Origin of the sequence: Streptomyces montanisoli (assembly GCF_017813245.1) — a bacterium.
Lineage (GTDB): Bacteria > Actinomycetota > Actinomycetes > Streptomycetales > Streptomycetaceae > Streptomyces > Streptomyces montanisoli.
Map to the genome: position 1 here is coordinate 13,423 of NZ_JAGIQL010000021.1, position 20,694 is coordinate 34,116.

The 20,694-nt window shown below is 72.5% G+C and carries 18 protein-coding genes and 1 riboswitch; of the genes, 8 read left to right on the forward strand and 10 right to left on the reverse strand.

Annotated elements, in window-relative coordinates:
- Positions 1–5: 5 nt before the first annotated feature.
- Genes JFN87_RS07815 through JFN87_RS07825 form a run of 3 tightly spaced genes read left to right on the forward strand, consistent with a single transcriptional unit; the run spans position 6 to position 3,776 of the window.
- The gene (locus JFN87_RS07815; RefSeq protein WP_209339176.1) at positions 6–1,550 is read left to right on the forward strand and encodes a PTS transporter subunit EIIC; all 1,545 of its coding nucleotides are present in this window, start codon (positions 6–8) and stop codon (positions 1,548–1,550) included.
- 33 nt (positions 1,551–1,583) lie between these two features.
- Entirely contained in the window at positions 1,584–2,210 is a 627-nt protein-coding gene (locus JFN87_RS07820; protein ID WP_209339177.1) for a DUF7010 family protein, read from the forward strand.
- A gap of 60 nt (positions 2,211–2,270) precedes the next feature.
- Positions 2,271–3,776, forward strand: a complete 1,506-nt coding sequence (locus JFN87_RS07825) for a purple acid phosphatase family protein (protein WP_209339178.1) — start codon at positions 2,271–2,273, stop codon at positions 3,774–3,776.
- Between the two features lie 48 nt (positions 3,777–3,824).
- On the opposite strand, the gene groL is transcribed toward JFN87_RS07825, so the two are convergent.
- From groL to thrC, 4 genes are all read right to left on the reverse strand, one after another.
- Complete coding sequence (gene groL, locus JFN87_RS07830) at positions 3,825–5,450, reverse strand: chaperonin GroEL (RefSeq protein ID WP_209339179.1); 1,626 nt, start codon at positions 5,448–5,450, stop codon at positions 3,825–3,827.
- A 364-nt stretch (positions 5,451–5,814) separates the two neighbouring features.
- On the reverse strand, positions 5,815–6,018 hold the full coding sequence (locus tag JFN87_RS07835) for a cold-shock protein (protein WP_005315736.1): 204 nt from the start codon (positions 6,016–6,018) through the stop codon (positions 5,815–5,817).
- A 394-nt stretch (positions 6,019–6,412) separates the two neighbouring features.
- Positions 6,413–6,691 (reverse strand): ubiquitin-like small modifier protein 1, encoded by a 279-nt coding sequence (locus JFN87_RS07840; RefSeq protein ID WP_209339180.1) that lies wholly within the window; start codon positions 6,689–6,691, stop codon positions 6,413–6,415.
- Positions 6,692–6,773: 82 nt separating this feature from the next.
- Entirely contained in the window at positions 6,774–8,075 is a 1,302-nt protein-coding gene (gene thrC, locus JFN87_RS07845) for a threonine synthase (protein WP_209339181.1), read from the reverse strand.
- Between the two features lie 17 nt (positions 8,076–8,092).
- Positions 8,093–8,220: riboswitch (SAM riboswitch) on the reverse strand.
- A gap of 434 nt (positions 8,221–8,654) precedes the next feature.
- On the opposite strand from thrC, the gene JFN87_RS07850 reads away from it, so the two are divergent.
- Positions 8,655–10,088 (forward strand): alpha,alpha-trehalose-phosphate synthase (UDP-forming), encoded by a 1,434-nt coding sequence (locus JFN87_RS07850; RefSeq protein WP_209339182.1) that lies wholly within the window; start codon positions 8,655–8,657, stop codon positions 10,086–10,088.
- Positions 10,089–10,326: 238 nt separating this feature from the next.
- Here the strand turns inward: JFN87_RS07850 and otsB are convergent, their stop codons facing one another.
- The 3 genes from otsB to JFN87_RS07865 form a co-directional block, all read right to left on the reverse strand.
- Positions 10,327–11,190, reverse strand: a complete 864-nt coding sequence (otsB, locus tag JFN87_RS07855; RefSeq protein WP_209339183.1) for a trehalose-phosphatase — start codon at positions 11,188–11,190, stop codon at positions 10,327–10,329.
- Positions 11,191–11,216: 26 nt separating this feature from the next.
- Complete coding sequence (locus JFN87_RS34505) at positions 11,217–11,405, reverse strand: DUF3263 domain-containing protein (RefSeq protein WP_372449200.1); 189 nt, start codon at positions 11,403–11,405, stop codon at positions 11,217–11,219.
- A gap of 143 nt (positions 11,406–11,548) precedes the next feature.
- Entirely contained in the window at positions 11,549–12,820 is a 1,272-nt protein-coding gene (locus JFN87_RS07865; protein ID WP_443732199.1) for an extracellular solute-binding protein, read from the reverse strand.
- 208 nt (positions 12,821–13,028) lie between these two features.
- On the opposite strand from JFN87_RS07865, the gene JFN87_RS07870 reads away from it, so the two are divergent.
- From JFN87_RS07870 to JFN87_RS07880, 3 genes are all read left to right on the forward strand, one after another.
- Entirely contained in the window at positions 13,029–13,961 is a 933-nt protein-coding gene (locus JFN87_RS07870; protein ID WP_209339184.1) for an ROK family protein, read from the forward strand.
- Positions 13,961–15,220, forward strand: a complete 1,260-nt coding sequence (nagA, locus tag JFN87_RS07875; protein WP_209339185.1) for an N-acetylglucosamine-6-phosphate deacetylase — start codon at positions 13,961–13,963, stop codon at positions 15,218–15,220. The genes JFN87_RS07870 and nagA overlap by 1 nt, the downstream gene beginning before the upstream one ends.
- Before the next feature lie 149 nt (positions 15,221–15,369).
- The gene (locus JFN87_RS07880) at positions 15,370–16,293 is read left to right on the forward strand and encodes a 1-phosphofructokinase family hexose kinase (RefSeq protein ID WP_209339186.1); all 924 of its coding nucleotides are present in this window, start codon (positions 15,370–15,372) and stop codon (positions 16,291–16,293) included.
- Positions 16,294–16,335: 42 nt separating this feature from the next.
- Here the strand turns inward: JFN87_RS07880 and JFN87_RS07885 are convergent, their stop codons facing one another.
- Together JFN87_RS07885 and cdgB are read right to left on the reverse strand one after the other, a co-directional pair.
- Entirely contained in the window at positions 16,336–17,370 is a 1,035-nt protein-coding gene (locus JFN87_RS07885; RefSeq protein WP_209339187.1) for a carbohydrate-binding protein, read from the reverse strand.
- Positions 17,371–17,463: 93 nt separating this feature from the next.
- Positions 17,464–19,260: a diguanylate cyclase CdgB gene (gene cdgB / locus JFN87_RS07890; RefSeq protein ID WP_209339188.1), complete on the reverse strand. Its 1,797-nt coding sequence runs from the start codon at positions 19,258–19,260 to the stop codon at positions 17,464–17,466.
- 430 nt (positions 19,261–19,690) lie between these two features.
- Between cdgB and JFN87_RS07895 the strand changes: the two genes are divergently transcribed.
- Positions 19,691–20,173 carry a flavin reductase family protein gene (locus JFN87_RS07895; RefSeq protein WP_209339220.1) on the forward strand — a complete coding sequence of 161 codons (483 nt, stop codon included), beginning with the start codon at positions 19,691–19,693 and terminating at the stop codon, positions 20,171–20,173.
- Between the two features lie 74 nt (positions 20,174–20,247).
- Here JFN87_RS07895 and arfB read toward each other — a convergent pair whose 3' ends face one another.
- Positions 20,248–20,682 (reverse strand): alternative ribosome rescue aminoacyl-tRNA hydrolase ArfB, encoded by a 435-nt coding sequence (arfB, locus tag JFN87_RS07900; protein ID WP_209339189.1) that lies wholly within the window; start codon positions 20,680–20,682, stop codon positions 20,248–20,250.
- Between the last annotated feature and the right edge of the window lie 12 nt (positions 20,683–20,694).

A 20,694-nucleotide genomic window follows, 5' to 3' on the forward strand; every position in this document is an offset into this window, starting at 1 on the left:
GCACCATGGCAACTGACAAGAACCGCGCGACGGCGGAGGCGATCCTCCCGCTGGTCGGCGGCGCGGCGAACGTCACGTCCGTCGCCCACTGCATGACCCGGCTCCGACTCGGCCTGCGGGACAGGTCGCTCGTCCAGGACGAGGCGCTGAAGGCGCTGCCCGCGGTGCTCGGCGTGGTCGAGGACGACACGTACCAGATCGTGCTCGGCCCCGGGACGGTCGCACGGGTCACCCCGGAGTTCGAGGCACTCGTCGCCGAGGGGGCCGGGAGTTCGGCCGCGGCGCAGGCCCCGGCACCGGAGCCGGTGGCGGCCGCGGGCGGTGCGCGCACCGCGGAGCAGCTGGCGGCGCAGGGCGCCGAGATGCGCGCGGCCAGGAAGGCGAAGAACGCGACCCCGTTCAAGCTGTTCCTCAGGCGCGTCGCGAACATCTTCGTCCCGCTGATCCCCGCGCTGATCGGCTGCGGCATCATCGCGGGGATCAACGGCCTGCTGACCAATCTGCACTGGCTGCCGTCGATCGTCCCCGCGCTCGCCGCGATCTCGTCCGGGTTCATGTCGCTGATCGCGGTCTTCGTCGGCTACAACACGGCTAAGGAGTTCGGCGGCACGCCCGTGCTCGGCGGCGCCGTCGCGGCCATCACGGTCTTCCCCGGGGTCACCTCGATCGACGCGTTCGGCCAGAAGCTGGCGGCCGGGCAGGGCGGTGTGCTGGGGGCACTCGGCGCGGCGCTGCTCGCGGTGTTCGTCGAGAAGTCGTGCCGCAGGTGGGTGCCCGAGGCGCTGGACGTGCTGGTCACGCCGACGGTGACGGTGCTGGTGTCCGGCCTTGTCACCCTCTTCGGGCTGATGTTCGTCGCGGGCGAGGTCGCCACCGCCATCGGCGACTTCGCCGACTGGCTGCTGTCCAACGGGGGCGCCGCGGCCGGGTTCGTACTCGGCGGCCTCTTCCTGCCCCTGGTGATGCTGGGCCTGCACCAGGCACTGATCCCGATCCACACCACGCTCATCCAGCAGCAGGGCTACACCGTCCTGCTGCCGATCCTCGCGATGGCCGGCGCCGGCCAGGTCGGCGCGGCCATGGCCGTGTACCTCAGGCTCCCGCGCAACGGCTCCGTCCGCAGGACCATCAGGTCGGCCCTGCCCGCCGGGTTCCTGGGCGTCGGGGAGCCGCTCATCTACGGCGTGTCGCTGCCGCTCGGCCGCCCGTTCATCACGGCCTGCGTGGGCGGCGCCTTCGGCGGCGGCTTCGTCGGCCTGTTCAACCAGCTGGGCGACGCGGTCGGTTCCACGGCCATCGGGCCTTCGGGCTGGGCGCTGTTCCCGCTGCTGCAGGGCAACAGGGGCATGGGCACGATGGTCGCCGTGTACGCGGCCGGGCTCGTCGTCGGATACCTGGCCGGCTTCGTCGCCACGTACTGGTTCGGCTTCACGCGGACGATGCTGGACGAGCTCAACTCGGACGCGGAGGCCGCGCCGGCGGACGCGGGCGCGAGCCCCGCCCCGCGACCGGTTGCCGTCCCCACCGACGTCGCGGTACGAAGCACCTGAACACGCTCGCACATCCCACGGGGGGGGAACCGCATGGATTCGACCACCGGCAGGGCCGAGGCCGCCGCCGCACCGCACCCGGCCGAGCTGAGAGGACGCGCCGCGGGCACCGGCATCATGGCCTTCTTCGCCCTCGCCTGGACGGGCTGGGGCACCACAGGCGTCCCGGCCGGCACAGGGAAAGCGCTGGTCGGCGCGGGGGCGGTGGTCACGGTCGTGTTCTTCGTGCTCGCCGTCCGCCTCCACAGGTCGGCGGCGCTGCTGCCCGTGCCCACGGACGATCCGCTGACCGAACAGGCCGTGCGGGGCACGGGCAGGCGGTTCGGTGTCGTCCTCGGCCTCGAATGGGGCGCGTGCGGGGTCATCGCGGCCGTGCTGGGGGCCACCGGGCACCCCGAGGCGATACCGGCGCTCATCGCGCTGATCGTCGGGCTGCACTTCCTGCCGCTCGCCACGCTGTTCCACGTCGACGGCTACCGGGTCACGGGGTGGGTGATGTGCGCCGTCGCCGTAGCGGGGGCGCTGCTCGCGATCCTCACGTCGACGCGTGCGCTGTGGGCCGCCGTGCCCGGGCTCGGTTCCGCGCTGATTCTCTACCTGACCAGCGCCTATCTCGTCCGTACGGCGCCGCGGGCAGCCACGTACGCCGCGGCCGCCTGACACCTGACACCTGACACCTGCGGTCGGTCGCTCGGGGCCGCGAGTGGGTACCCGTACCCCATGCGCTGCTGTCCCTCGGCCCGCCACGAGCTCCTGCACCGCGCCGCGATCTGGGCCGCCGCCCTGGCACCGCCGCTGCGCGCCACCCCGCGCGCCCGCGGGGGTGCCGTCGCGCCCGTCGGGCTCGAACTCGTCACGCTCACCGAGGACCGGGCGATCTTCACCTGGTACACGGGCGTCCCCGGCACCGACAACGGCTGCGGCGGGATGCTGCCCGCCGTCACCGACGGCGAGATCGCCTTCGGCGCGCACCCGGGCCGGCTCGACCGGCATGTCGCCGAGGGCCGCAATACCGCCTACCACCAGGTGGAGGTCACCGGCCTCGAACCGGGCCGCACCTACTACTACCAGGCGCGGTCGCACGGGCGGGCCGCGCTGCCCACGCCGCTGTGCCTCGTCGCGGGCAACGCGGCGGGCACGTCCCCCTACGGGCTCGGCACGGCCGGGGGGCCGTACGCGTTCACCACGCCTCAGCCCCCGCCGGGGCGCTACCTGTTCGCCGTCGCGCTCTGCAACGACCTGCACCTCGGCGAGACCACGGCGGGACGGATCTCCGGCCTGCCGAGCGTGCCGGGTCTGCCGCAGCTGAGGGGCATCGCGCAGCCGGAGGGGCTGCCGCCCTACCCGGAGCTGATGGGCCGCGCACTCGTCGAGGAGGCCCTGCGGCGCGGCGCCGACTACCTGCTCGCGGCCGGCGACATCTCCGCCGAGGCCGGCCCGGCCGACCTGCGCAGGGCGAAGGAGATCCTGGACGGCTTCGGCCCGCACGACGAGCGGTACTTCACCGTGCGCGGCAACCACGACAGGCCGCGCGAGCGTGACGGCTTCCGTGACACGTTCCCGTCCGGCGGCGATCCCGCGTATTTCGCGCGCGACCTCGGCGGGCTGCGGGTCGTCGGCCTCGACACGTACGACAAGCCGGGCAACGGCGGCGACGGCGGCGGCCTCTCGCCCGAGCAGATGTCCTGGTTCCTGCGGGGGCTGCGGGACCACAAGGACCAGCCGACGGTCGTCTTCGGCCACCATCCGCTGTCCGTGCCGCACTCGCCGTTCCCCGCCACGCACGGCCAGCGCCTCGGCCGCCGCCAGGCCAGGGCGATACTCGCCGCGTACGGCGCCGCCCCCGGCGTCTTCCTGCACCACGCGGGCCACACGCACCGCAACAAGCGGTCGATCCCGCCGCACGCGCCGCGGGTGACGCTGCAGGAGGTCAGCGCCGTCAAGGAGTACCCGGGCGGGTTCTGCCTGCTGCGGGTGCACTCCGGCGGGTTCGCGCTCAACTACTACAAGGCGGGGGGCGCGGCGGCGCGGGAGTGGAGCGAGCGCAGCCGCTCCCAGGCGGCCGGGCTGTGGCCGCAGTTCTCGCTGGGCCGCACGGTGGCCGACCGCAACAGCATGACGGCACGCGACCTGTCGGGCGTGCGGGCGCCGCACCGTCCGCCCGTGCCGCCAGTACCGCCGGTGCGACCCGTACAACGGGCCGAGGGCGGCACCCCTTGGGAGTAGGGGTGCCGCCCTCGGATCCGTGCGGGATTCCGAACCTCGGGAAGAGGATCAGAAGTCCATGTCACCGCCCGGCATGCCGCCCGGCGCGCCCGCGGGGGCGGCCTTCTCGGGCTTGTCGGCGATGACGGCCTCGGTGGTGAGGAACAGCGCCGCGATGGACGCCGCGTTCTGCAGCGCGGAGCGCGTCACCTTGGCCGGGTCGAGGATGCCCTCGGCGATCATGTCGACGTACTCGCCGGTGGCGGCGTTCAGGCCGTGACCGACGGAGAGGTTGCGCACCTTCTCGACGACGACGCCGCCCTCGAGACCACCGTTGACGGCGATCTGCTTCAGCGGGGCCTCGAGCGCGAGCTTGACGGCCTGGGCGCCCGTCGCCTCGTCACCGGTCAGGTCCAGCTTCTCGAAGACGGAGGACGCCTGCAGCAGGGCGACGCCACCACCGGCGACGATGCCCTCCTCGACGGCGGCCTTCGCGTTGCGCACCGCGTCCTCGATGCGGTGCTTGCGCTCCTTGAGCTCGACCTCGGTGGCGGCACCGGCCTTGATGACGGCCACGCCGCCGGCCAGCTTCGCCAGACGCTCCTGGAGCTTCTCGCGGTCGTAGTCCGAGTCGCTGTTCTCGATCTCGGCACGGATCTGGTTCACGCGGCCCTGGACCTGGTCGCTCTCACCCGCGCCGTCCACGATCGTGGTCTCGTCCTTGGTGATGACGACCTTGCGGGCGCGGCCGAGCAGGTCGAGGCCCGCGTTCTCCAGCTTGAGGCCGACCTCCTCGGAGATGACCGTGCCGCCCGTGAGGATGGCGATGTCGCCGAGCATGGCCTTGCGGCGGTCGCCGAAGCCCGGGGCCTTGACGGCGACGGACTTGAAGGTGCCGCGGATCTTGTTGACGACCAGCGTCGACAGGGCCTCGCCCTCGACGTCCTCGGCGATGATCAGCAGCGCCTTGCCGGACTGCATGACCTTCTCCAGCAGCGGAAGGAGGTCCTTCACGTTGCCGACCTTGGAGTTGACGATCAGGATGTACGGGTCGTCCAGGGACGCCTCCATACGCTCCATGTCGGTGGCGAAGTACGCCGAGATGTAGCCCTTGTCGAAGCGCATGCCCTCGGTGAGCTCGAGCTCGAGACCGAAGGTCTGCGACTCCTCGACGGTGATGACGCCTTCCTTGCCGACCTTGTCCATGGCCTCGGCGATCAGCTCGCCGATCTGGGTGTCGGCGGCGGAGATGGAGGCGGTGGAGGCGATCTGCTCCTTCGTCTCCACGTCCTTGGCCTGCTCGAGCAGCGCGCCGGAGACGGCCTCGACGGCCTTCTCGATGCCGCGCTTCAGGGCCATCGGGTTGGCGCCGGCCGCCACGTTGCGCAGGCCCTCGCGGACGAGTGCCTGGGCGAGGACGGTCGCGGTGGTCGTACCGTCACCGGCGACGTCGTCCGTCTTCTTGGCGACTTCCTTGACCAGCTCGGCGCCGATCTTCTCGTACGGGTCCTCGAGCTCGATCTCCTTGGCGATGGAGACACCATCGTTGGTGATCGTGGGGGCGCCCCACTTCTTCTCGAGGACGACGTTGCGCCCCTTGGGGCCAAGGGTGACCTTGACGGCGTCGGCGAGCTGGTTCATCCCGCGCTCGAGACCGCGCCGTGCCTCCTCGTCGAACGCGATGATCTTGGCCATGTGAAGTGGTCCTCCCGGACTGGGGTGGATTGCTCCGGACCGCGCCCGTGCCCGCGACGGACGGCCAGTGCGCTCGCCCGTTCCTTCCGGGGTCGCGCGACGGGCCTCACCGACCCGGTCCAAGTTGTCACTCTCACTCGTAGAGTGCTAACGCCAATGATTAGCACTCGACCCCTTCGAGTGCAAGCGACTCGAAGAGTTGTCGTACAGGGGCGGTGGTCGGGCGACGGGCGGGCGCAAGCGACTCAAGCCAGGGGTGGCCGGGCGAGCGGAGGGCGCAAGCGACTCGCGCGCAGGAGGCCCGTACCCGCTGTGCGGGTACGGGCCTCCTGGTTACGACTGAGTCTGGCCGATCGCGCCGGGATCAGACGGCGAGCTTGACCATGTCCGCCTGCGGACCCTTCTGGCCCTGCGAGATCTCGAACTCCACTCGCTGACCTTCTTCAAGGGTGCGGTAGCCGTCCATCTGGATCGCGCTGTAGTGGACGAAAACATCCGCACCACCGTCGACCGCGATGAAGCCGTAGCCCTTCTCCGCGTTGAACCACTTGACGGTGCCCTGAGCCATGCCTAACTCCCCTATTACAGGCCCCTGCTCGGGACCGCACTTCGCGCCGGAACGCGTCGACCGCGGCTGAATGTATCTGCCCAACTGCCCTCTGCAACAGGTCAATCGGACGAGAATTCTGGGCATGACTGAGGACGCGAACCGGATGTACGTTCGCGTTCCTGGGCAAGTCGGGCCGCACAAAGTGCACTTATTGCACGATCGGCACCAAAATTTTGACCCGATGTTGTCGTGTTCTCGTGCGCGTTTCCCGTGCGCGTTCGGTATGGCCCCGCATGTCGCCTGCGCGTCGCGGATGGGCGGTCGCGTGCTCGGTTGAATCGTACCGCGCTCAACAACATGAAAACGCCCCCTCCGCGACGGCGGAGGGGGCGCTCGGCGCACTCGGCGTGGTTCAGCAGCCGCCGGCGACCGCCGGGATGATCGACACGCCCGCGCCGTCCGGCGTGGCGGTCTGAAGGCCCTGCTCGAAACGGACGTCGTCGTCGTTGACGTACACGTTGACGAACCGGCGGAGCTTGCCCTGGTCGTCCAGGACGCGACCGGCGATGCCCGGGTGGTTCTTCTCCAGGGACGCGATGACGTCGGACAGCGTGGCGCCGTCGGCGGCGACCTCGGCCTGCCCGCCCGTGTAGGTGCGGAGGATGGTGGGGATGCGGACGTTGACGCTCATGGGCGGGGTGCCTGCCTTTCGGATGTCGCAAAGCTCGGGTGTGCGGGGCGGCGCGCGCGGGGCCGTCGCGCGCGGGAGCGGGCTAGGCCAGCCCCGCCTCGCGGAAGGCGTCGAGGCTGGGCCGGATCGTGGCCGTCGGGCCCGTGGTCGGCGCGACCGCGTCCAGCGTCTTCAGCCCGTCGCCGGTGTTCAGCACGACGGTCGTGAGCGACGGGTCGATGAGGCCGGCCTCGATCAGCTTCTTCGTCACGCCGACCGTCACGCCGCCCGCGGTCTCCGCGAAGATGCCCTCGGTGCGCGCGAGCAGCTTGATCGCGTCGACGACCTGCTCGTCGTCGACGTCCTCCACGGCGCCGCCGGTGCGCCTGGCGATGTCGAGCACGTACGGGCCGTCGGCCGGGTTGCCGATCGCCAGGGACTTGGCGATGGTGTCCGGCTTCTGCGGGCGCACGACGTCGTGTCCGGCCTTGAAGGCCGTGGAGACCGGCGAGCAGCCCTCGGCCTGCGCGCCGAAGATCTTGTACGGCTTGTCCTCGACGAGCCCGAGCTTGATCAGCTCGCGCAGCCCCTTGTCGATCTTGGTGAGCTGCGAGCCAGACGCGATCGGGATGACGATCTGGTCGGGCAGGCGCCAGCCGAGCTGCTCGCAGATCTCGTACGCGAGCGTCTTGGAGCCCTCGCCGTAGTACGGCCTGAGGTTGACGTTCACGAACCCCCAGCCCTCGCCCAGCGGGTCGCCGATGAGCTCGGAGCAGAAACGGTTCACGTCGTCGTAGTTGCCCTCGATGCCCACGAGTTCACCGCCGTACACGGCGGCCATGACGACCTTGCCCTGCTCCAGGTCGTGCGGGATGAACACGCAGGAGCGGAAGCCGGCCCTGGCGGCCGCGGCGCCGACGGCGCCCGCGAGGTTGCCCGTGGACGAGCAGGAGAGCGTGGTGAACCCGAAGGCGCGCGCGGCCTCGACGGCGATCGCGACGACACGGTCCTTGAAGGAGTGCGTCGGGTTGCCGGAGTCGTCCTTGACGTGCAGTTCCCCGGTGATGCCCAGCTCGCGGGCGAGGTTGTCGGCCTTGACGAGCTTGGTGAAGCCGGGGTTGATGTTCGGGTGCGCCGCGACGTCGGCGGGGACGGGCAGCAGCGGCGCGTAGCGCCAGATGTTGTTCGGGCCCTGCGCGATGCGCTCCTTCAGCGCCTCGGGACCGTCGGTCGGCAGGTCGTAGGCGACTTCGAGGGGGCCGAAACAGCTCTCGCAGGCGAAGATCGGTCCGAGGGGGAAGCGCTCGCCGCATTCGCGGCACGAGAGCGCGGCGGCGGGTCCGAGATCGACGGTGCCGGTGCCGGCATCGGAGGCACTGGTGTTCTGGACGGTCTGCACAGCCATGGAGGCGAGGCCCTTTCTCCTCATCTTCCTTGCGACGCGTCTCGCCGCAAGACGGAATTGGCACCTTCCCCACCGTGACCTCGCGGTCGGCGGGAGGGTTGCCGGGGCTTCAACGGGCCGTTCCCTCTGCCCCTCTGGATGAGCGCTATGGCGACCGGAACCAGGCTCCGGCGCGTTTGTCCCGCGGCGGGCCACCCGGCGTCCGGGCACCCTTCGCGTTGTTCAAGACTGTAGCCGAAGGGCCGGACAGCGGAAGTTGCCGTCCGGCACGCGAGATGGATCACGCGGTGGCCGCGCGAGCGCGAACCGGCCGCGCCCGGAGCGATGAATCCCTCGCTGACCAGGTGTTTCCGTTCCGCCGGTGATCCGTGCTCCCGTTCGGCCCCTCGTGTCCAAGGCCACACACCGGCATACGTGGGTCCCACGCGGGCCCCACGCGGGCCCGCCGTGCGGTCGTCGCGAGGTCACCGTGCGCGCGCCGTACACGTGCCGTCATGCGCCGTCATGTGCGCCGTCACCGCTGCCCCACCAGCCCCGTCCGTACGTTTGAGCGTTTCCATGACTGGCTAGGTTCGCGATATGGCTTCCGAGCACGACGCACACGGCGCTTCCGTCCTAGTCGCTTCCAACCGCGGGCCCGTCTCGTACACCCTGCGGGACGACGGCGCGCTGGCGGCGCGGCGCGGTGGCGGCGGGCTGGTGTCCGGGCTGTCCGCGATAGGACCGGGTACGGACGCGGTGTGGGTGTGCGCGGCCCTCGGCGACGGCGACCGCGAGGCGGTGCGCCGCACGGGCGGGCGGCTCGACCCGGACGACACGGGCGGGCAGCGCGTGCGGATGCTGGGCATCCCGCCCGAAGTGCACGGCGACGCGTACAACGGCATCGCGAACTCGGTGCTCTGGTTCGTGCACCACATGCTGTTCCAGACGCCGGTCGAGCCGTCGTTCGGCGCGGAGTTCCGGGCTCAGTGGGCGTCCTACGAGGCGTACAACCGTGCGTTCGCCGAGGCGCTGGCCGACGACGCGGGCGAGGGCGCCGCCGTGCTCGTGCAGGACTACCACCTCGCGCTCGTGCCAGGCATGCTGCGCGCCCTGCGGCCCGACCTGCGGATCGGGCACTTCTCGCACACGCCGTGGGCACCCGTGGACTACTTCAAACTGCTGCCGGACGACATCGCGCGCCAGCTGCTGCGCGGCATGCTCGGCGCCGACCGCGCGTGCTTCCTGACCAGGCGCTGGGCGGACGCGTTCCGTGCGTGCTGCGACGAGCTGCTCGGCGGCACGGGCGAGACGCGCACCGGGGTGCACGGGCTCGGCGCGGACGCGGACTTCCTGCGGGAGCGGTCGCACCGCGCGGACGTCGGCGAGCGGATCGGGATGCTGCGCGAGCAGATCGGCACCGACGCGTCGGGGGCGCCGCGCCGCACGATCGTCCGGGTGGACCGCACGGAGCTGTCGAAGAACATCGTGCGCGGCCTGCTCGCGTTCCGCGGCCTGCTCGCGGAGCGGCCCGACTGGCGGGAGCGCGTGGTGCACGTGGCGTTCGCGTACCCGTCGCGGCAGGACCTCGCGGTGTACCGCTCCTACATGGAGCGGGTGCGGCAGCTCGCCGACGAGATCAACGCCGAGTTCGGCACGGACGGCTGGACGCCGGTGCTGCTGCACCTGGAGGACGACTTCGCGCGCTCGCTCGCGGCGTACCGCATCGCGGACGTCGCGCTGGTCAACCCGATCAGGGACGGCATGAACCTCGTCGCGAAGGAGGTGCCGGTCGTCTCCGACGGCGGCTGCGCGCTGGTGCTGTCGCGGGAGGCGGGCGCGTACGAGGAGCTGGGCGAGGACGCGCTGGTGGTCAATCCGTACGACATCACGGCGACGGCACAGGCGCTGCACGAGGCGCTGACCATGCCGGACAGCGAGCGCGGCGAGCGTACGAAGCGGCTGGCGGCGGCGGCCACGGCGCTCCCGCCGAGCCGGTGGTTCCTCGACCAGCTCGCGGAGCTGCGCGCCTGAGCGCACGGTCCGGCGGGTCCGCCCCGCCGGACCGTCGCGCGGCCCCGTGCGGACGCCTGCCCGAGCAGGCCGCTCGGCGACGGGCCACAGAACTGGGCCGCAGCCGACGCAGAACCGCGTGGCGGGGCGGTCCGCGCCGCGGGAAGCGTGCCGAGGGCGGTACCGCGCCGGTACGGGGGCGACGGGCGGCGCGGCCCGCGGCCGACCGCGTTCGGGGAAGTCGCGGTAGCCCGTGCCGTCAGCGCCCGTTCCCGCCGAGCCTGGCCGCGAGGCCGGCGAGGAACGCGGCCAGGTCGGCGGGGCCGTCCAGGGCGAGGTCGGCGCGCGCGGTCAGCTCCGGGGTGGCCGCGCCGCTGGAGACGAGGAGGCCGCCGCGGCCCTCGGAGCGCAGGGCGTCCACCGCGTCGTAGGCGGCGAGGTCGCCGAGGTCGTCGCCGGCGTAGACGACGGTCTCCGCGCCCTTCTCGCGTGCGAACGCGGTGAGCGCGACGCCCTTGTCCATGCCGGGCGGCCGCAGTTCGAGGACCATGCGGCCGGGTTCGAGGAGCAGCCCGTGGCGGGCCGCGAGGTCTTCCAGCGGCGGGCGCAGGGCGTCGAAGGCCGCGACGGGTTCCGCGGCCCTGCGGGTGTGGACGGCGAACGCGTGGCCCTTGTCCTCGACCCTCACGTCCTGCCCTGCGGCGAAACGGCCGAGGAGGTCCGGCAGTTCGGCGCGCGCGGCGGCGACGCCCGGGTGCGGGGGCGGGGTGCGCGGCGCGCCGCTCTCCGAGTCCGCGTCCCAGCGCTCGGCGCCGTAGTGGCCGAGGACCACGAGCCCGTCGAGTCCTGGCACGCCGGCGAAGCCGCCGTACTCCACGGCGACCGCCGCGGGCCGCCCGGTGATCACCACGACGGACGCGAGGTGCGGGGCGAGCGCGGCGAGCGCGGGCACGGCGTCCGGGTGGGCGCGCGCCTGCTCGGGGTCGGGCACGATCTCGGCGAGCGTGCCGTCGAAGTCGAGCGCGACGACGGCCTTCCCCGGCGCGGCGAGGAGCGCGGCGAGGCCGTCCGCCCCCGCTGCGGTGGTCGGCCGTGGCAAGGAGGGGGTGCGGTTGCTGCCCATGGCACCCGACCCTACCGGCCCGCGTGTCAGCGGGCGTCCCGGTGGGCCTGGCGCACGCGCCGCAGCCGGTTGACGGTGACGGGGTCGTGGGCGAGGGCGGCGGGGTCGTCGAGCAGTGCGCTCAGGAGCTGGTAGTAGCGCGTCGGGGACAGCGCGAGCTGCTCGCGTATCGCGCGCTCCTTCGCGCCGGGGCCCGGCCAGGGGCGGCGTTCCATGGCGAGCACGGCCTCGTCACGCGCGGACAGGCCGCCCCCGGCGGAGGAGTCGTCCGCGGCGGAGTCGTCGGCGGGGGCGCCGGGCGCGGCGGAGTCGTCGGCACCGGTGGGCTCGGGGGCGTCGGTCGGCATGGTGAGCCAGGCTACTGGGCGGCCGCGTCCGCCGCCCCGGCCTGCTTGGCGATCTTCGACAGGACCTGCTGCGGGTCGTTCCCCGGCTCGACCGCCTGCCCGATGTCCTTCTTGATCAGCCCGCTCACCTGCGACCACGAGCTCTTGCCGAACGGGTACAGCTCGGAGGTGCTGAGCGTCTTCTGGAACTGGTGCAGGTCCTTCTCGCTGTCGTCGACCGACATCTCGTCGTTGGCGCTGTAGGTGACGGGCAGCAGGTCGTACTGGGTCGCGAAGTCCAGCACGTTCTGGTCGTCGTACACGTAGTCGAGGAACTCGCCGATCTGCTTGGCGTGCTTGTTCTGCTTGAACGCCATCATCCAGTCGGCCACGCCCATCGACGACTTGGCCGCGCCGTCCTTGCCCGGCATCGGCACCATGCCGAAGTGGATGCCCGCCTTGCGCGCGTCGTTCATCAGCGTCGGATGGCCGTTGAGCATGCCGACCTTGCCCTCGGTGAACTCCTTGAAGGCGTCGGCGCGGTCGAGCTTGCCCGGCGCGACAGGTCCTGTGAGGCCCTTGCCGACCAGGTTGTCCTTCAGCCACCGGAACGTCCTGACGTTCTCGTCGGAGTCGATGGTGTACGGGCCGTCGGTGGTGTCGGTGTAGCCGCCGCCACCGCTGAGCATCCACATCATGGTCTCGGCCTGGGCCTCCTCGCTGCCGAGCGGAAGGGCGAACGGCACGGGGACGCCGTCGTCCTTCAGCGCCCGCGCGTCGCTCGCGATGTCGGCCCAGTTCTTCGGGGCCTTGATGCCGGCCGCGTCGAAGAGGTCGCGGTTGTAGAACAGCAGGCGCGTGGAGGCGACGAACGGCAGCCCGTACTGCTTCTGGTCGACCCTCCCGGCCTCGGCCAGCTGCGAGACGAAGCTCGACTGGACCGGGACACTGAGTAGCTGGTCGGCGCTGTAGAGCTCGCCCTTGTCGGCGTAGTCGGCGAACGAGCCGACCTGCGCCATGTCCGGCGCGTCACCGCGCTTGACCATGGCCGCCACGTCCGCGTCGACGGTCTTCCAGGAGCGGACGTCCACGTCCACCTTGATGTCCGGGTGCCTCTTGCCGAACTCGGCTGCCAGCTTCTTCCAGTAGACGCTGGACGACGTCTTCGGGCTGTTGCCGTAGTCCGCGGCCACGAGCTTGAGCGTGACGTCGCCCGAACCCGCCGGGCCGCCGCACCCCGCGGCGCCCATGGCGGTGCTCGTGACGATCAGGGCCGTGGCGATGCCAAGACAGCGTTGGCGCACTGCTCCTCTTCCCACCTTTCGCCCACCGCGGGGCGGGAAGCCCGACGATCGAACCGAGAAACGAAAACTTGACGGTACGCGGACGATGCCGGAACGCCGACGGTGGGGTGGAAAAATACGTCAAAGGCAGGGGCTGCCCTTGTACGAGCGGGAAAGATCACGCAGAGTGGACTAGACCTCTCAAGGGTGTACGCGCGAGACTGTCACCGTGAAACACGTCATCGCCCTCGATGTGGGCGGCACCGGCATGAAGGCCGCCCTCGTGGGGGCGGACGGCGAGCTGCTGCACGAGGCGCGCAGGCCGACGGGCAGGGAGCGCGGGGCCGACGCGGTCGTGGAGGCGATCCTCGGCTTCGCCGCCGACCTGTACGCGTACGGCGCCGAGCGGTTCGGCGAGGGGGCGCGCGCCGCGGGCGTCGCGGTCCCCGGCGTCGTCGACACCGGGCGCGGCATCGCGGTCTACGCGGCGAACCTCGGCTGGCAGGACGTCCCGCTGCGCGCCCTCGTCGGCGAGCGGCTCGGCGGCATCCCGGTGGCCCTGGGACACGACGTGCGCACCGGCGGCCTCGCCGAGGGCCGCCTCGGCGCGGGCCGCGGCTCCGACCGCTTCCTCTTCATGCCCATCGGCACGGGCATCGCGGGCGCCATCGGCATCAACGGCGTCATCGAGGAGGGCGCGCACGGCGTGGCCGGCGAGATCGGCCACGTCGTCGTGCGCCCGGACGGGCCGCAGTGCAGCTGCGGGCAGTACGGCTGCCTCGAGATGCTCGGCTCGGCCCGCGCGGTGACCCGCGCCTGGGCGGCGGCGTGCGGCGATCCCCGCGCGGACGCCGCGGACTGCGCCAAGGCCGTCGCCTCGGGCGACCCCGCCGCGTCCGAAGTGTGGCGTGACGCGGTCGACGCGCTCGCCGCCGGACTCGTCACGGCCCTGACGCTGCTCGACCCGCGCACGCTGATCGTCGGAGGCGGCCTCGCCGAGGCGGGCGACACGCTGTTCGGACCGCTGCGCGCGGCCGTCGCGGACAAGGTCACCTTCCAGAAAACGCCCACCATCGTTCCGGCCGCGCTCGGCGACACCGCGGGGTGCCTCGGCGCCGGACTGCTCGCCTGGGACCTACTCGCCACGGAGGTAAGAGCCTGATGGCCGCCGCACCCACGTCGCCCGTTTCCCCGCCCACGACCGGTCCCGGCACCGCGGCCGCGCTCGCCACCGAGCCCAGGACCGCGCCCGCCGACACCGGCACAGTGACCGGCACAGGTACGTACACCGTGCTGACCGGGGGCCGCGTCGTCCTGCCCACGGGCACCGTCGACGGCGGCCGGGTCATCGTGCAGGGCGGCCGCATCGTCGGCTCGGCCCCCGAGGGCGCCCCCACCGTCGACCTGAGCGGGCACTGGATCGTGCCCGGCTTCGTGGACATGCACAACCACGGCGGCGGCGGCGCGTCCTTCACGTCCGGGTCGCACGAGGACGTACTCAAGGGCGTGCGCACGCACCGGGAGCACGGCACGACGACGGTCGTCGCCTCCACGGTGACCGGCGAGCTCGACTTCCTCGCCCGTCGCGCGGGCGTGCTGTCCGAACTGGTCGAGCAGGGCGACCTGGCGGGCATCCACTTCGAGGGGCCGTTCATCTCACCGTGCAGGAAGGGCGCGCACAGCGAGGCGCTGCTGCGCCACCCGGACCCGGCGGACGTCCTGACGCTGGTGAAGGCCGCGCGCGGCACCGCGCGGATGATGACGCTCGCCGCGGAGCTGCCGGGCGGCCTCGAGTCGGTACGGCTGCTCACCGACCACGGCGTGATCGCGGCGCTCGGCCACACGGACGCGACGTACGAGCAGACCGTCGAGGCGATCGACGCGGGCGCGACGGTCGCGACGCACCTGTTCAACGCGATGCCGCCGCTCGGCCACCGCGCGCCGGGGCCGATCGCCGCGCTGCTCGAGGACGAGCGCGTCACCGTCGAGCTGATCAACGACGGCACCCACCTGCACCCGGCGGCGCTCGGCGTGGCGCTGCGATGCGCGGGCGCGTCGCGCGTCGCGTTCATCACGGACGCGATGGACGCCGCCGGCTTCGGCGACGGGACGTACGCGCTCGGCCCGCTGGAGGTCGAGGTGAAGGACGGCGTCGCGCGCGTCGTCGAGAACGGGTCGATCGCCGGTTCCACGCTGACGCTCGACACCGCCTTCAAGCGGGCCGCGACGATCGACGGGCTCGGCGTCGAGGACGTCGTCCGAGCGATTTCGGCCAACCCCGCACGCCTGCTGGGCCTCTCGGACCGGGTGGGCTCGCTCGAACCTGGCAAGGACGCCGACGCGGTGATCCTGGACGCGGACTTCACCCTGAAGGGTGTGCTGCACAAGGGCGCGTGGGTGGTGGACCCGCGCACGGCCTGAGCTGTGACGCCGGGCCGCGCGACCGTATCCCCACGCGACCGGATCCCCACGCCCCCTCTAGGCCTCAGCGCTCGTGTTTGGCATGATCGAACACGGCGATCGGCAGCGCCTGAAACCGGCGGACGAAGAGGATTGGGGGTTGGGGCGGCGTGATTCTCACCGTCACCCTCAACGCGGCCCTGGACATCACCTACCGCACCGCCTCGCTGGTGCCGCGGTCCAGTCACCGCGTCAGCGAGGTCTCGGAGCGGCCCGGCGGCAAGGGCGTCAATGTGGCGCGCGTGCTCTCGGACCTCGGCCACGAGACCGTCGCCACCGGGTTCCTCGGCGGCAGGACGGGCGACGACGTGCGGCAGCTGCTCGCGCGCCTGTCACCGCGCACCGTCGACGCCTTCGTGGAGATCGAGGGCACGACGCGCCGCACCCTCGCCGTCGCCGACGAGAAGAGCGGCGACACCACGCAGTTCAACGAGCCCGGCCCCGTCGTGTCGGCCGCCGAGTGGGGGGCGTTCACCGCCACGTACGAGCGGCTGCTCGACGGCGCGCAGGCCGTGGCGCTGTGCGGCAGCCTGCCGCCGGGGCTGCACGTCGGCGCGTACGCCGAGCTGGTGCGGCTCGCCCGCACCGCCGGGGTGAGCGTCCTGCTCGACACCAGCGGCGAGCCGCTGCGCCGCGGCGTCGCCGCGCGGCCCGACATCGTCAAGCCCAACGCCGACGAGCTCGCCGCGCTCACCGGCTCGCGCGAACCGGCGCGTGCCGGCCGGGACGCCCGCCGCCGCGGGGCGCGCTCCGTCATCGCCTCCCTCGGGCCCGACGGGATCCTCGCCACCACGCCCGACGGCTCCTGGCGCGCCCGTCCGCCTGCCGCCGCGCGCGGCAACCCGACGGGGGCGGGCGACTCCGCCGTCGCCGGGCTGCTCTCCGCCCTCGCGGAGGGCATGGCCTGGCCCGACCGGCTGCGCCGCGCCGTCGCGCTGTCCATGGCGACGGTGCTGGCCCCCGCGGCCGGCGAGTTCGACGCGGCCGCGTACGAGGAAGTGCTGCCGCGGGTCACCGTCGAGTCGGCCGCCTGACCGCTCGCCGCGTGGAGGCGGCCGCCCGACCGCTCGCCGCGGTCAGCTCGTGACGTGGCCCGGCTTCAGCTTCACCTGGTCGAGGTTGACGCCGCACTGGTCGCCCTGCTCGCAGGAGATCTTGATCGTGTTGGAGCCCTTGTCGAGGCTGACCCACGAGTACGTGGTCGTCCAGCCCTTGTCCGCCGCGCCCGCGGGGGCATTGGCGAAGTTCTTCATGCTGATCGAGCGCCGGTCCTGGTCGTTGACGAACAGCGACATCTTCGCGTCCTTGCCGGGCACGCCGTAGTTCACGAAGAGCGTGTAGTCGCCCTTCTTCGGCACGCTGACCGTCCACGTCGCGGAAGCCCCCACGCTCGGCATCGACACGTAGACGCCGCCCTTGGCCTGCGCTCCCGGCACGTCCGTCGACGCGGCGGCCGGCGCTCCGAGCTGCAGCGTCGACGCGTCCTGCTCCGGCGGGGGCGCGTCGGCGCTCGCGCTCGTCGACGGCGAGGGGGACGGCTGCTGGGAGCCGGCGGCGCTGGGCGAGCTGCCCGAGCCGCCGGCCTGGCTCTTGGCGTCCCCGTCGCCGCTGGTCGACAGCGCGACGGTGATGCCGATCACGACGGCGGCGACCACGGCGACCGCCGCGATCAGCAGTCCTCGCGTGTTCGGGCCGCGGCCGCCCCTGCGCTGCTGCCCGGACGGCGGGTCCTGGCGCACCGGACCGCCCGGCTGGGTCTCGGGCGCCGCGTAGTGCGGGCTGGGCGAGCCGTAGCCGCCCTGCTGCCCGTACGGGGCCTGCTGCTGCCCGTACGGCTGCTGGGGCTGCCCGTACTGGCCGCCCTGCGGGGGCTGGCCGTACTGGCCCTGCGGCGGGACCTGCTGCTGCGGCTGCCCGTACTGGCGCTCGCCGACGGTCCTGACCTGGTTGTACGACGTTCTGGGCACACCGGGCTGCGCGGTCGGGCCCGGGTAGCCGTAGCCGCCCTGCCGCCGCTGCTGGGCACCGCCCGACTGCTGCCCGTCGGCGTACAGATAGCCGAAGGGGTCGTCGTCCTCGGGCGTGCTCGCGCCGTCGTTCCCGGCCGTCATCCCTGGGTCACTCCTCTACCATCTCGCCAGCGTCGCCGACCGGGCGAGCCTACCTCGTAAGGCTGAGCGCCAGGACTTTCCTCGGGCCGCGGGTCAGCCGGCCCTGCGGTGCACCCTGCTCCTTGACCGCTTCTCGACATACATGCGCTGGTCGGCCGACTTCAGGACGTCCTCGACCGACATCCCGCAGCTCGCCCAGCTGATGCCGAAGCTGGCGCCGACCCGCACCGCGCGGCCGTCCACCCTGATCGGCGGGAGGATCGCGTTCCGCAGCCGGGTGGCGAGGTCGGAGGCGTCTCCGGGGCCGAGGCCGTCGGCGAGCACCACGAACTCGTCCCCGCCGAGGCGCGCGACCGTGTCGCCGTCCCGCACGCCGGTGGTCAGCCGCCTGGCGACCTCGATCAGCACGGCGTCCCCGGTGTTGTGGCCGAACCTGTCGTTGATCGACTTGAATCCGTCCAGGTCGCAGAAGAGTACGGCGAGTCCCTTCGCGCCCTCCGCGTCCTCGCCCGGGGCGGCCACATGGACGTGGTGGTCGTAGCCGCTGCCGCCGGGCGTGAAGCCGCCGAAGCCGCCGCCGCGCTCGCCGGTGCGCTCCTCGTAGGCGTCCTGGCCCGACCCGTACCCGTCGGACCCGTACGCATCGGATCCGGACCCGTCGCTTCCGTCATACCCGTCGTAGGCGGTCACGTCGTACGGGGTCGAGTCGTATGCCGTCACGTCGTACGGGGCCGCGCCGTGCGGGCTGCCGCCGAACGCCGCGTCCAGCTGCTCGACGGCCGTCGCCGCACGCGAGGCGCCGGGCCGCGCGCACAGGCGCGCGCTGAGCCTGGCGCGCAGCTCGGCGCTGTTGGGCAGGCCGGTCAGCGAGTCGTGCGAGGCGCGGTGCGCGAGCTGCAGCTCGCGGCTCTTGCGCTCCTCGATGTCCTCGACGTGTGTGAGCAGGAAGCGCGGCCCGTCGGCCGTGTCGGCGACGACGGAGTTGCGCAGCGACACCCAGACGTAGCTGCCGTCGCGGCGGGTGAGCCGCAGCTCGGCGCGGCCGCCCTCCGCCGAGGTGCGCAGCAGGGTGCCGATGTCCTCGGGGTGCACGAGGTCGGCGAACGAGTACCGGCGCATCGCGGACGCGGGCCTGCCGAGCAGCCGGCACAGTGCGTCGTTCGTGCGCAGCAGCCTGCCGCGCTGGTCGCCGCCCATCTCGGCGACGGCCATGCCGCTCGGCGCGTACTCGAAGGCCTGGCGGAACGACTCCTCGCTGGCGCGCAGGGCCTGCTGCTCCCGTTCGAGGCGTACGAGGGCGCGCTGCATGTTGGCGCGCAGCCGGGCGTTGCTGATGGCGAAGGCCGCCTGCGACGCGTACATCTGGAGGGCCTCACGACCCCAGGTGCCCGGCTTGCGCCCGCCGCGCGGGCGGTCGACGGAGATGACGCCGAGCAGTTCGCTGCAGCCGCCCCCCGTCGACGCGTACATGGGCGCGTAGAGGCGGTCCTGCGGGTGCCACTCGTCGTCGAACTGGGGCTCGGGGCCCTCGGTGTACCACTGGGGTACGTCGTCGTCGAGGAGTATCCAGCCCTCGGTGTGGGGTATGAAGCGCAGATCGCCCCAGCGCTCGCCCATGTTGATGCGACGCTCCCAGGAGGAGCGTGAGCCGACGCGGCCCGCGATCAGCGCCTCGGCCGCCGCGGATCCCGCGAACGCGGCGACGACGAGGTCACCGTCGGCCTGGACGACGTTGACGCAGGCGAGCTCGTAGCCGAGTCCCGTGACCACGCCGTCGGCGACGGTCTGCAGGGTGTCCGCCAGGCTGCGGGCAGTGTTGAGCTCCGCGACGACCTGGTGCAGGTGCCGCATGGTCGCAAGGCGGACATAGGGCTCCGACTCGGCCTCCATCGCTCGCTCTCCCTGAGACCTCGACAGCAACTCCAGATTTCTGATCGGCTCTCGCGTTGCGCTGTTCCCGCCACTGAATCACAGCGAGCTGTACCGCCGGTACACAGGGTCAACGATTAATGAGCTCTGTGAGTCAAGTCACACCAAATGATGAACGATCGGGACGAGCTATGGAGAGCGCTCCATGCAGTTTTTGAACACGGTTCAGCGGACTGTCCGGTTCGTGCCGGACCGGAGGCGGGACCGGGCCGTGCGTCCCGCCGGGTCCTAGGACCCGGCTGGTCCCCTGGCCCGATGCGGTGACCGCGCTGCTCCGGTTAGCGTCCCCGACGTGCACCAGACGACACCTGCCTCCGCCTCCCCCCTGCCCGGCTCCCGGGACGACGTCCCCCATGCTGAGGGGGTGAGCAACGACGAGTTCCGCGGCGCCATGGCCCGGCTTGCCGCGGGCGTGGTGCTGGTGACGGCGCGCGAGGCACCCCTCACCGAGGACGGGCCGCAGGGCGAGGACGCGGGGATGACGGCGACGGCCTTCCTCTCGGTCTCGCTCGACCCGCCGCTGGTGCTGGTGAGCGTGCGCACCGGCTCCCGCATGGACGACCTGCTGGACGAGCAGCCGCTCTGGGGGGCGTCGCTGCTGACCGAGAGCCAGCGCCACATCGCCGGGCGGTTCGCGATGAAGGGGCGGCTGAGCGACCGGCTGCTGTTCGAGGACGTGCCCTACCGCAGGGGCGAGCTGACGGACGCGCCCCTGGTGCGCGGCGCGCTCGCGACGATGGAGTGCAGGACGGAGCAGCGGGTGCCGGCCGGGGACCACACGCTGGTGATCGGCAGGGTGCTCGCGGTGGAACTGCCGCCGGCGGAGGGCGGCCCGCTGGCGTACTTCAAGGGGCGCTACCGCAGGCTGGAGTGAGCCGCACCCGGCTCAGCCTTCGCGCTTCATCCGTCGCGGTCGCCCGTCGCGGTCGCGGCCGGAGCGGCCGCGCTTCACCAGTCGCGGTCGCGGCCGGAGCGGCCGCGCTTCGTCTCGCCGCGCCGCTTCTTCTCCCGCAGGCGCCGCTCGTTGATCCCCCGGGGGATCTTCGACGCCCTGCGCGGCCTCGGCGGCGGCGCGGTCGCCTCCGCCAGCAGCGACGCCAGCCTGACCGCGGCCGTCTCCCGGTTGCGCCACTGCGAGCGGTGCTCGGAGGCCCGTACGGCGACGACCCCGTCGACCAGCCGGCCCGCGAGGCGTTCGAGCGCGCGCTCCTGCCACACCGGCGGCAGCGCCTTGGTGCGCGCGAGGTCGAAGCGCAGCTCGACCTGCGAGTCGGTCGTGTTGACGTGCTGGCCGCCAGGGCCCGAGGAACGGGAGAAACGCCACATGAGCTCGGCCTCGGGCAGGGAGACCGAGCCTCGGATGACATAGGGCGGCCCGGGCATGGTCCCCATGGT

Bases quoted from the DNA above. Each gene is read 5' to 3' on its own strand.
- JFN87_RS07815 (WP_209339176.1), top strand. From the start codon at position 6: ATGGCAACTGACAAGAACCGCGCGACGGCGGAGGCGATCCTCCCGCTG.
- JFN87_RS07825 (WP_209339178.1), top strand. From the start codon at position 2,271: ATGCGCTGCTGTCCCTCGGCCCGCCACGAGCTCCTGCACCGCGCCGCG.
- JFN87_RS07835 (WP_005315736.1), bottom strand. From the start codon at position 6,018: ATGGCTCAGGGCACCGTCAAGTGGTTCAACGCGGAGAAGGGCTACGGC.
- cdgB (WP_209339188.1), bottom strand. From the start codon at position 19,260: ATGGAGGCCGAGTCGGAGCCCTATGTCCGCCTTGCGACCATGCGGCAC.
- JFN87_RS34505 (WP_372449200.1), bottom strand. From the start codon at position 11,405: ATGGAACGCCGCCCCTGGCCGGGCCCCGGCGCGAAGGAGCGCGCGATA.
- arfB (WP_209339189.1), bottom strand. From the start codon at position 20,682: ATGCCCGGGCCGCCCTATGTCATCCGAGGCTCGGTCTCCCTGCCCGAG.
- JFN87_RS07895 (WP_209339220.1), top strand. From the start codon at position 19,691: ATGGCCCGGCTTGCCGCGGGCGTGGTGCTGGTGACGGCGCGCGAGGCA.
- JFN87_RS07820 (WP_209339177.1), top strand. From the start codon at position 1,584: ATGGATTCGACCACCGGCAGGGCCGAGGCCGCCGCCGCACCGCACCCG.
- nagA (WP_209339185.1), top strand. From the start codon at position 13,961: ATGGCCGCCGCACCCACGTCGCCCGTTTCCCCGCCCACGACCGGTCCC.
- otsB (WP_209339183.1), bottom strand. From the start codon at position 11,190: ATGGGCAGCAACCGCACCCCCTCCTTGCCACGGCCGACCACCGCAGCG.
- JFN87_RS07840 (WP_209339180.1), bottom strand. From the start codon at position 6,691: ATGAGCGTCAACGTCCGCATCCCCACCATCCTCCGCACCTACACGGGC.
- JFN87_RS07885 (WP_209339187.1), bottom strand. From the start codon at position 17,370: ATGACGGCCGGGAACGACGGCGCGAGCACGCCCGAGGACGACGACCCC.
- groL (WP_209339179.1), bottom strand. From the start codon at position 5,450: ATGGCCAAGATCATCGCGTTCGACGAGGAGGCACGGCGCGGTCTCGAG.
- thrC (WP_209339181.1), bottom strand. From the start codon at position 8,075: ATGGCTGTGCAGACCGTCCAGAACACCAGTGCCTCCGATGCCGGCACC.
- JFN87_RS07850 (WP_209339182.1), top strand. From the start codon at position 8,655: ATGGCTTCCGAGCACGACGCACACGGCGCTTCCGTCCTAGTCGCTTCC.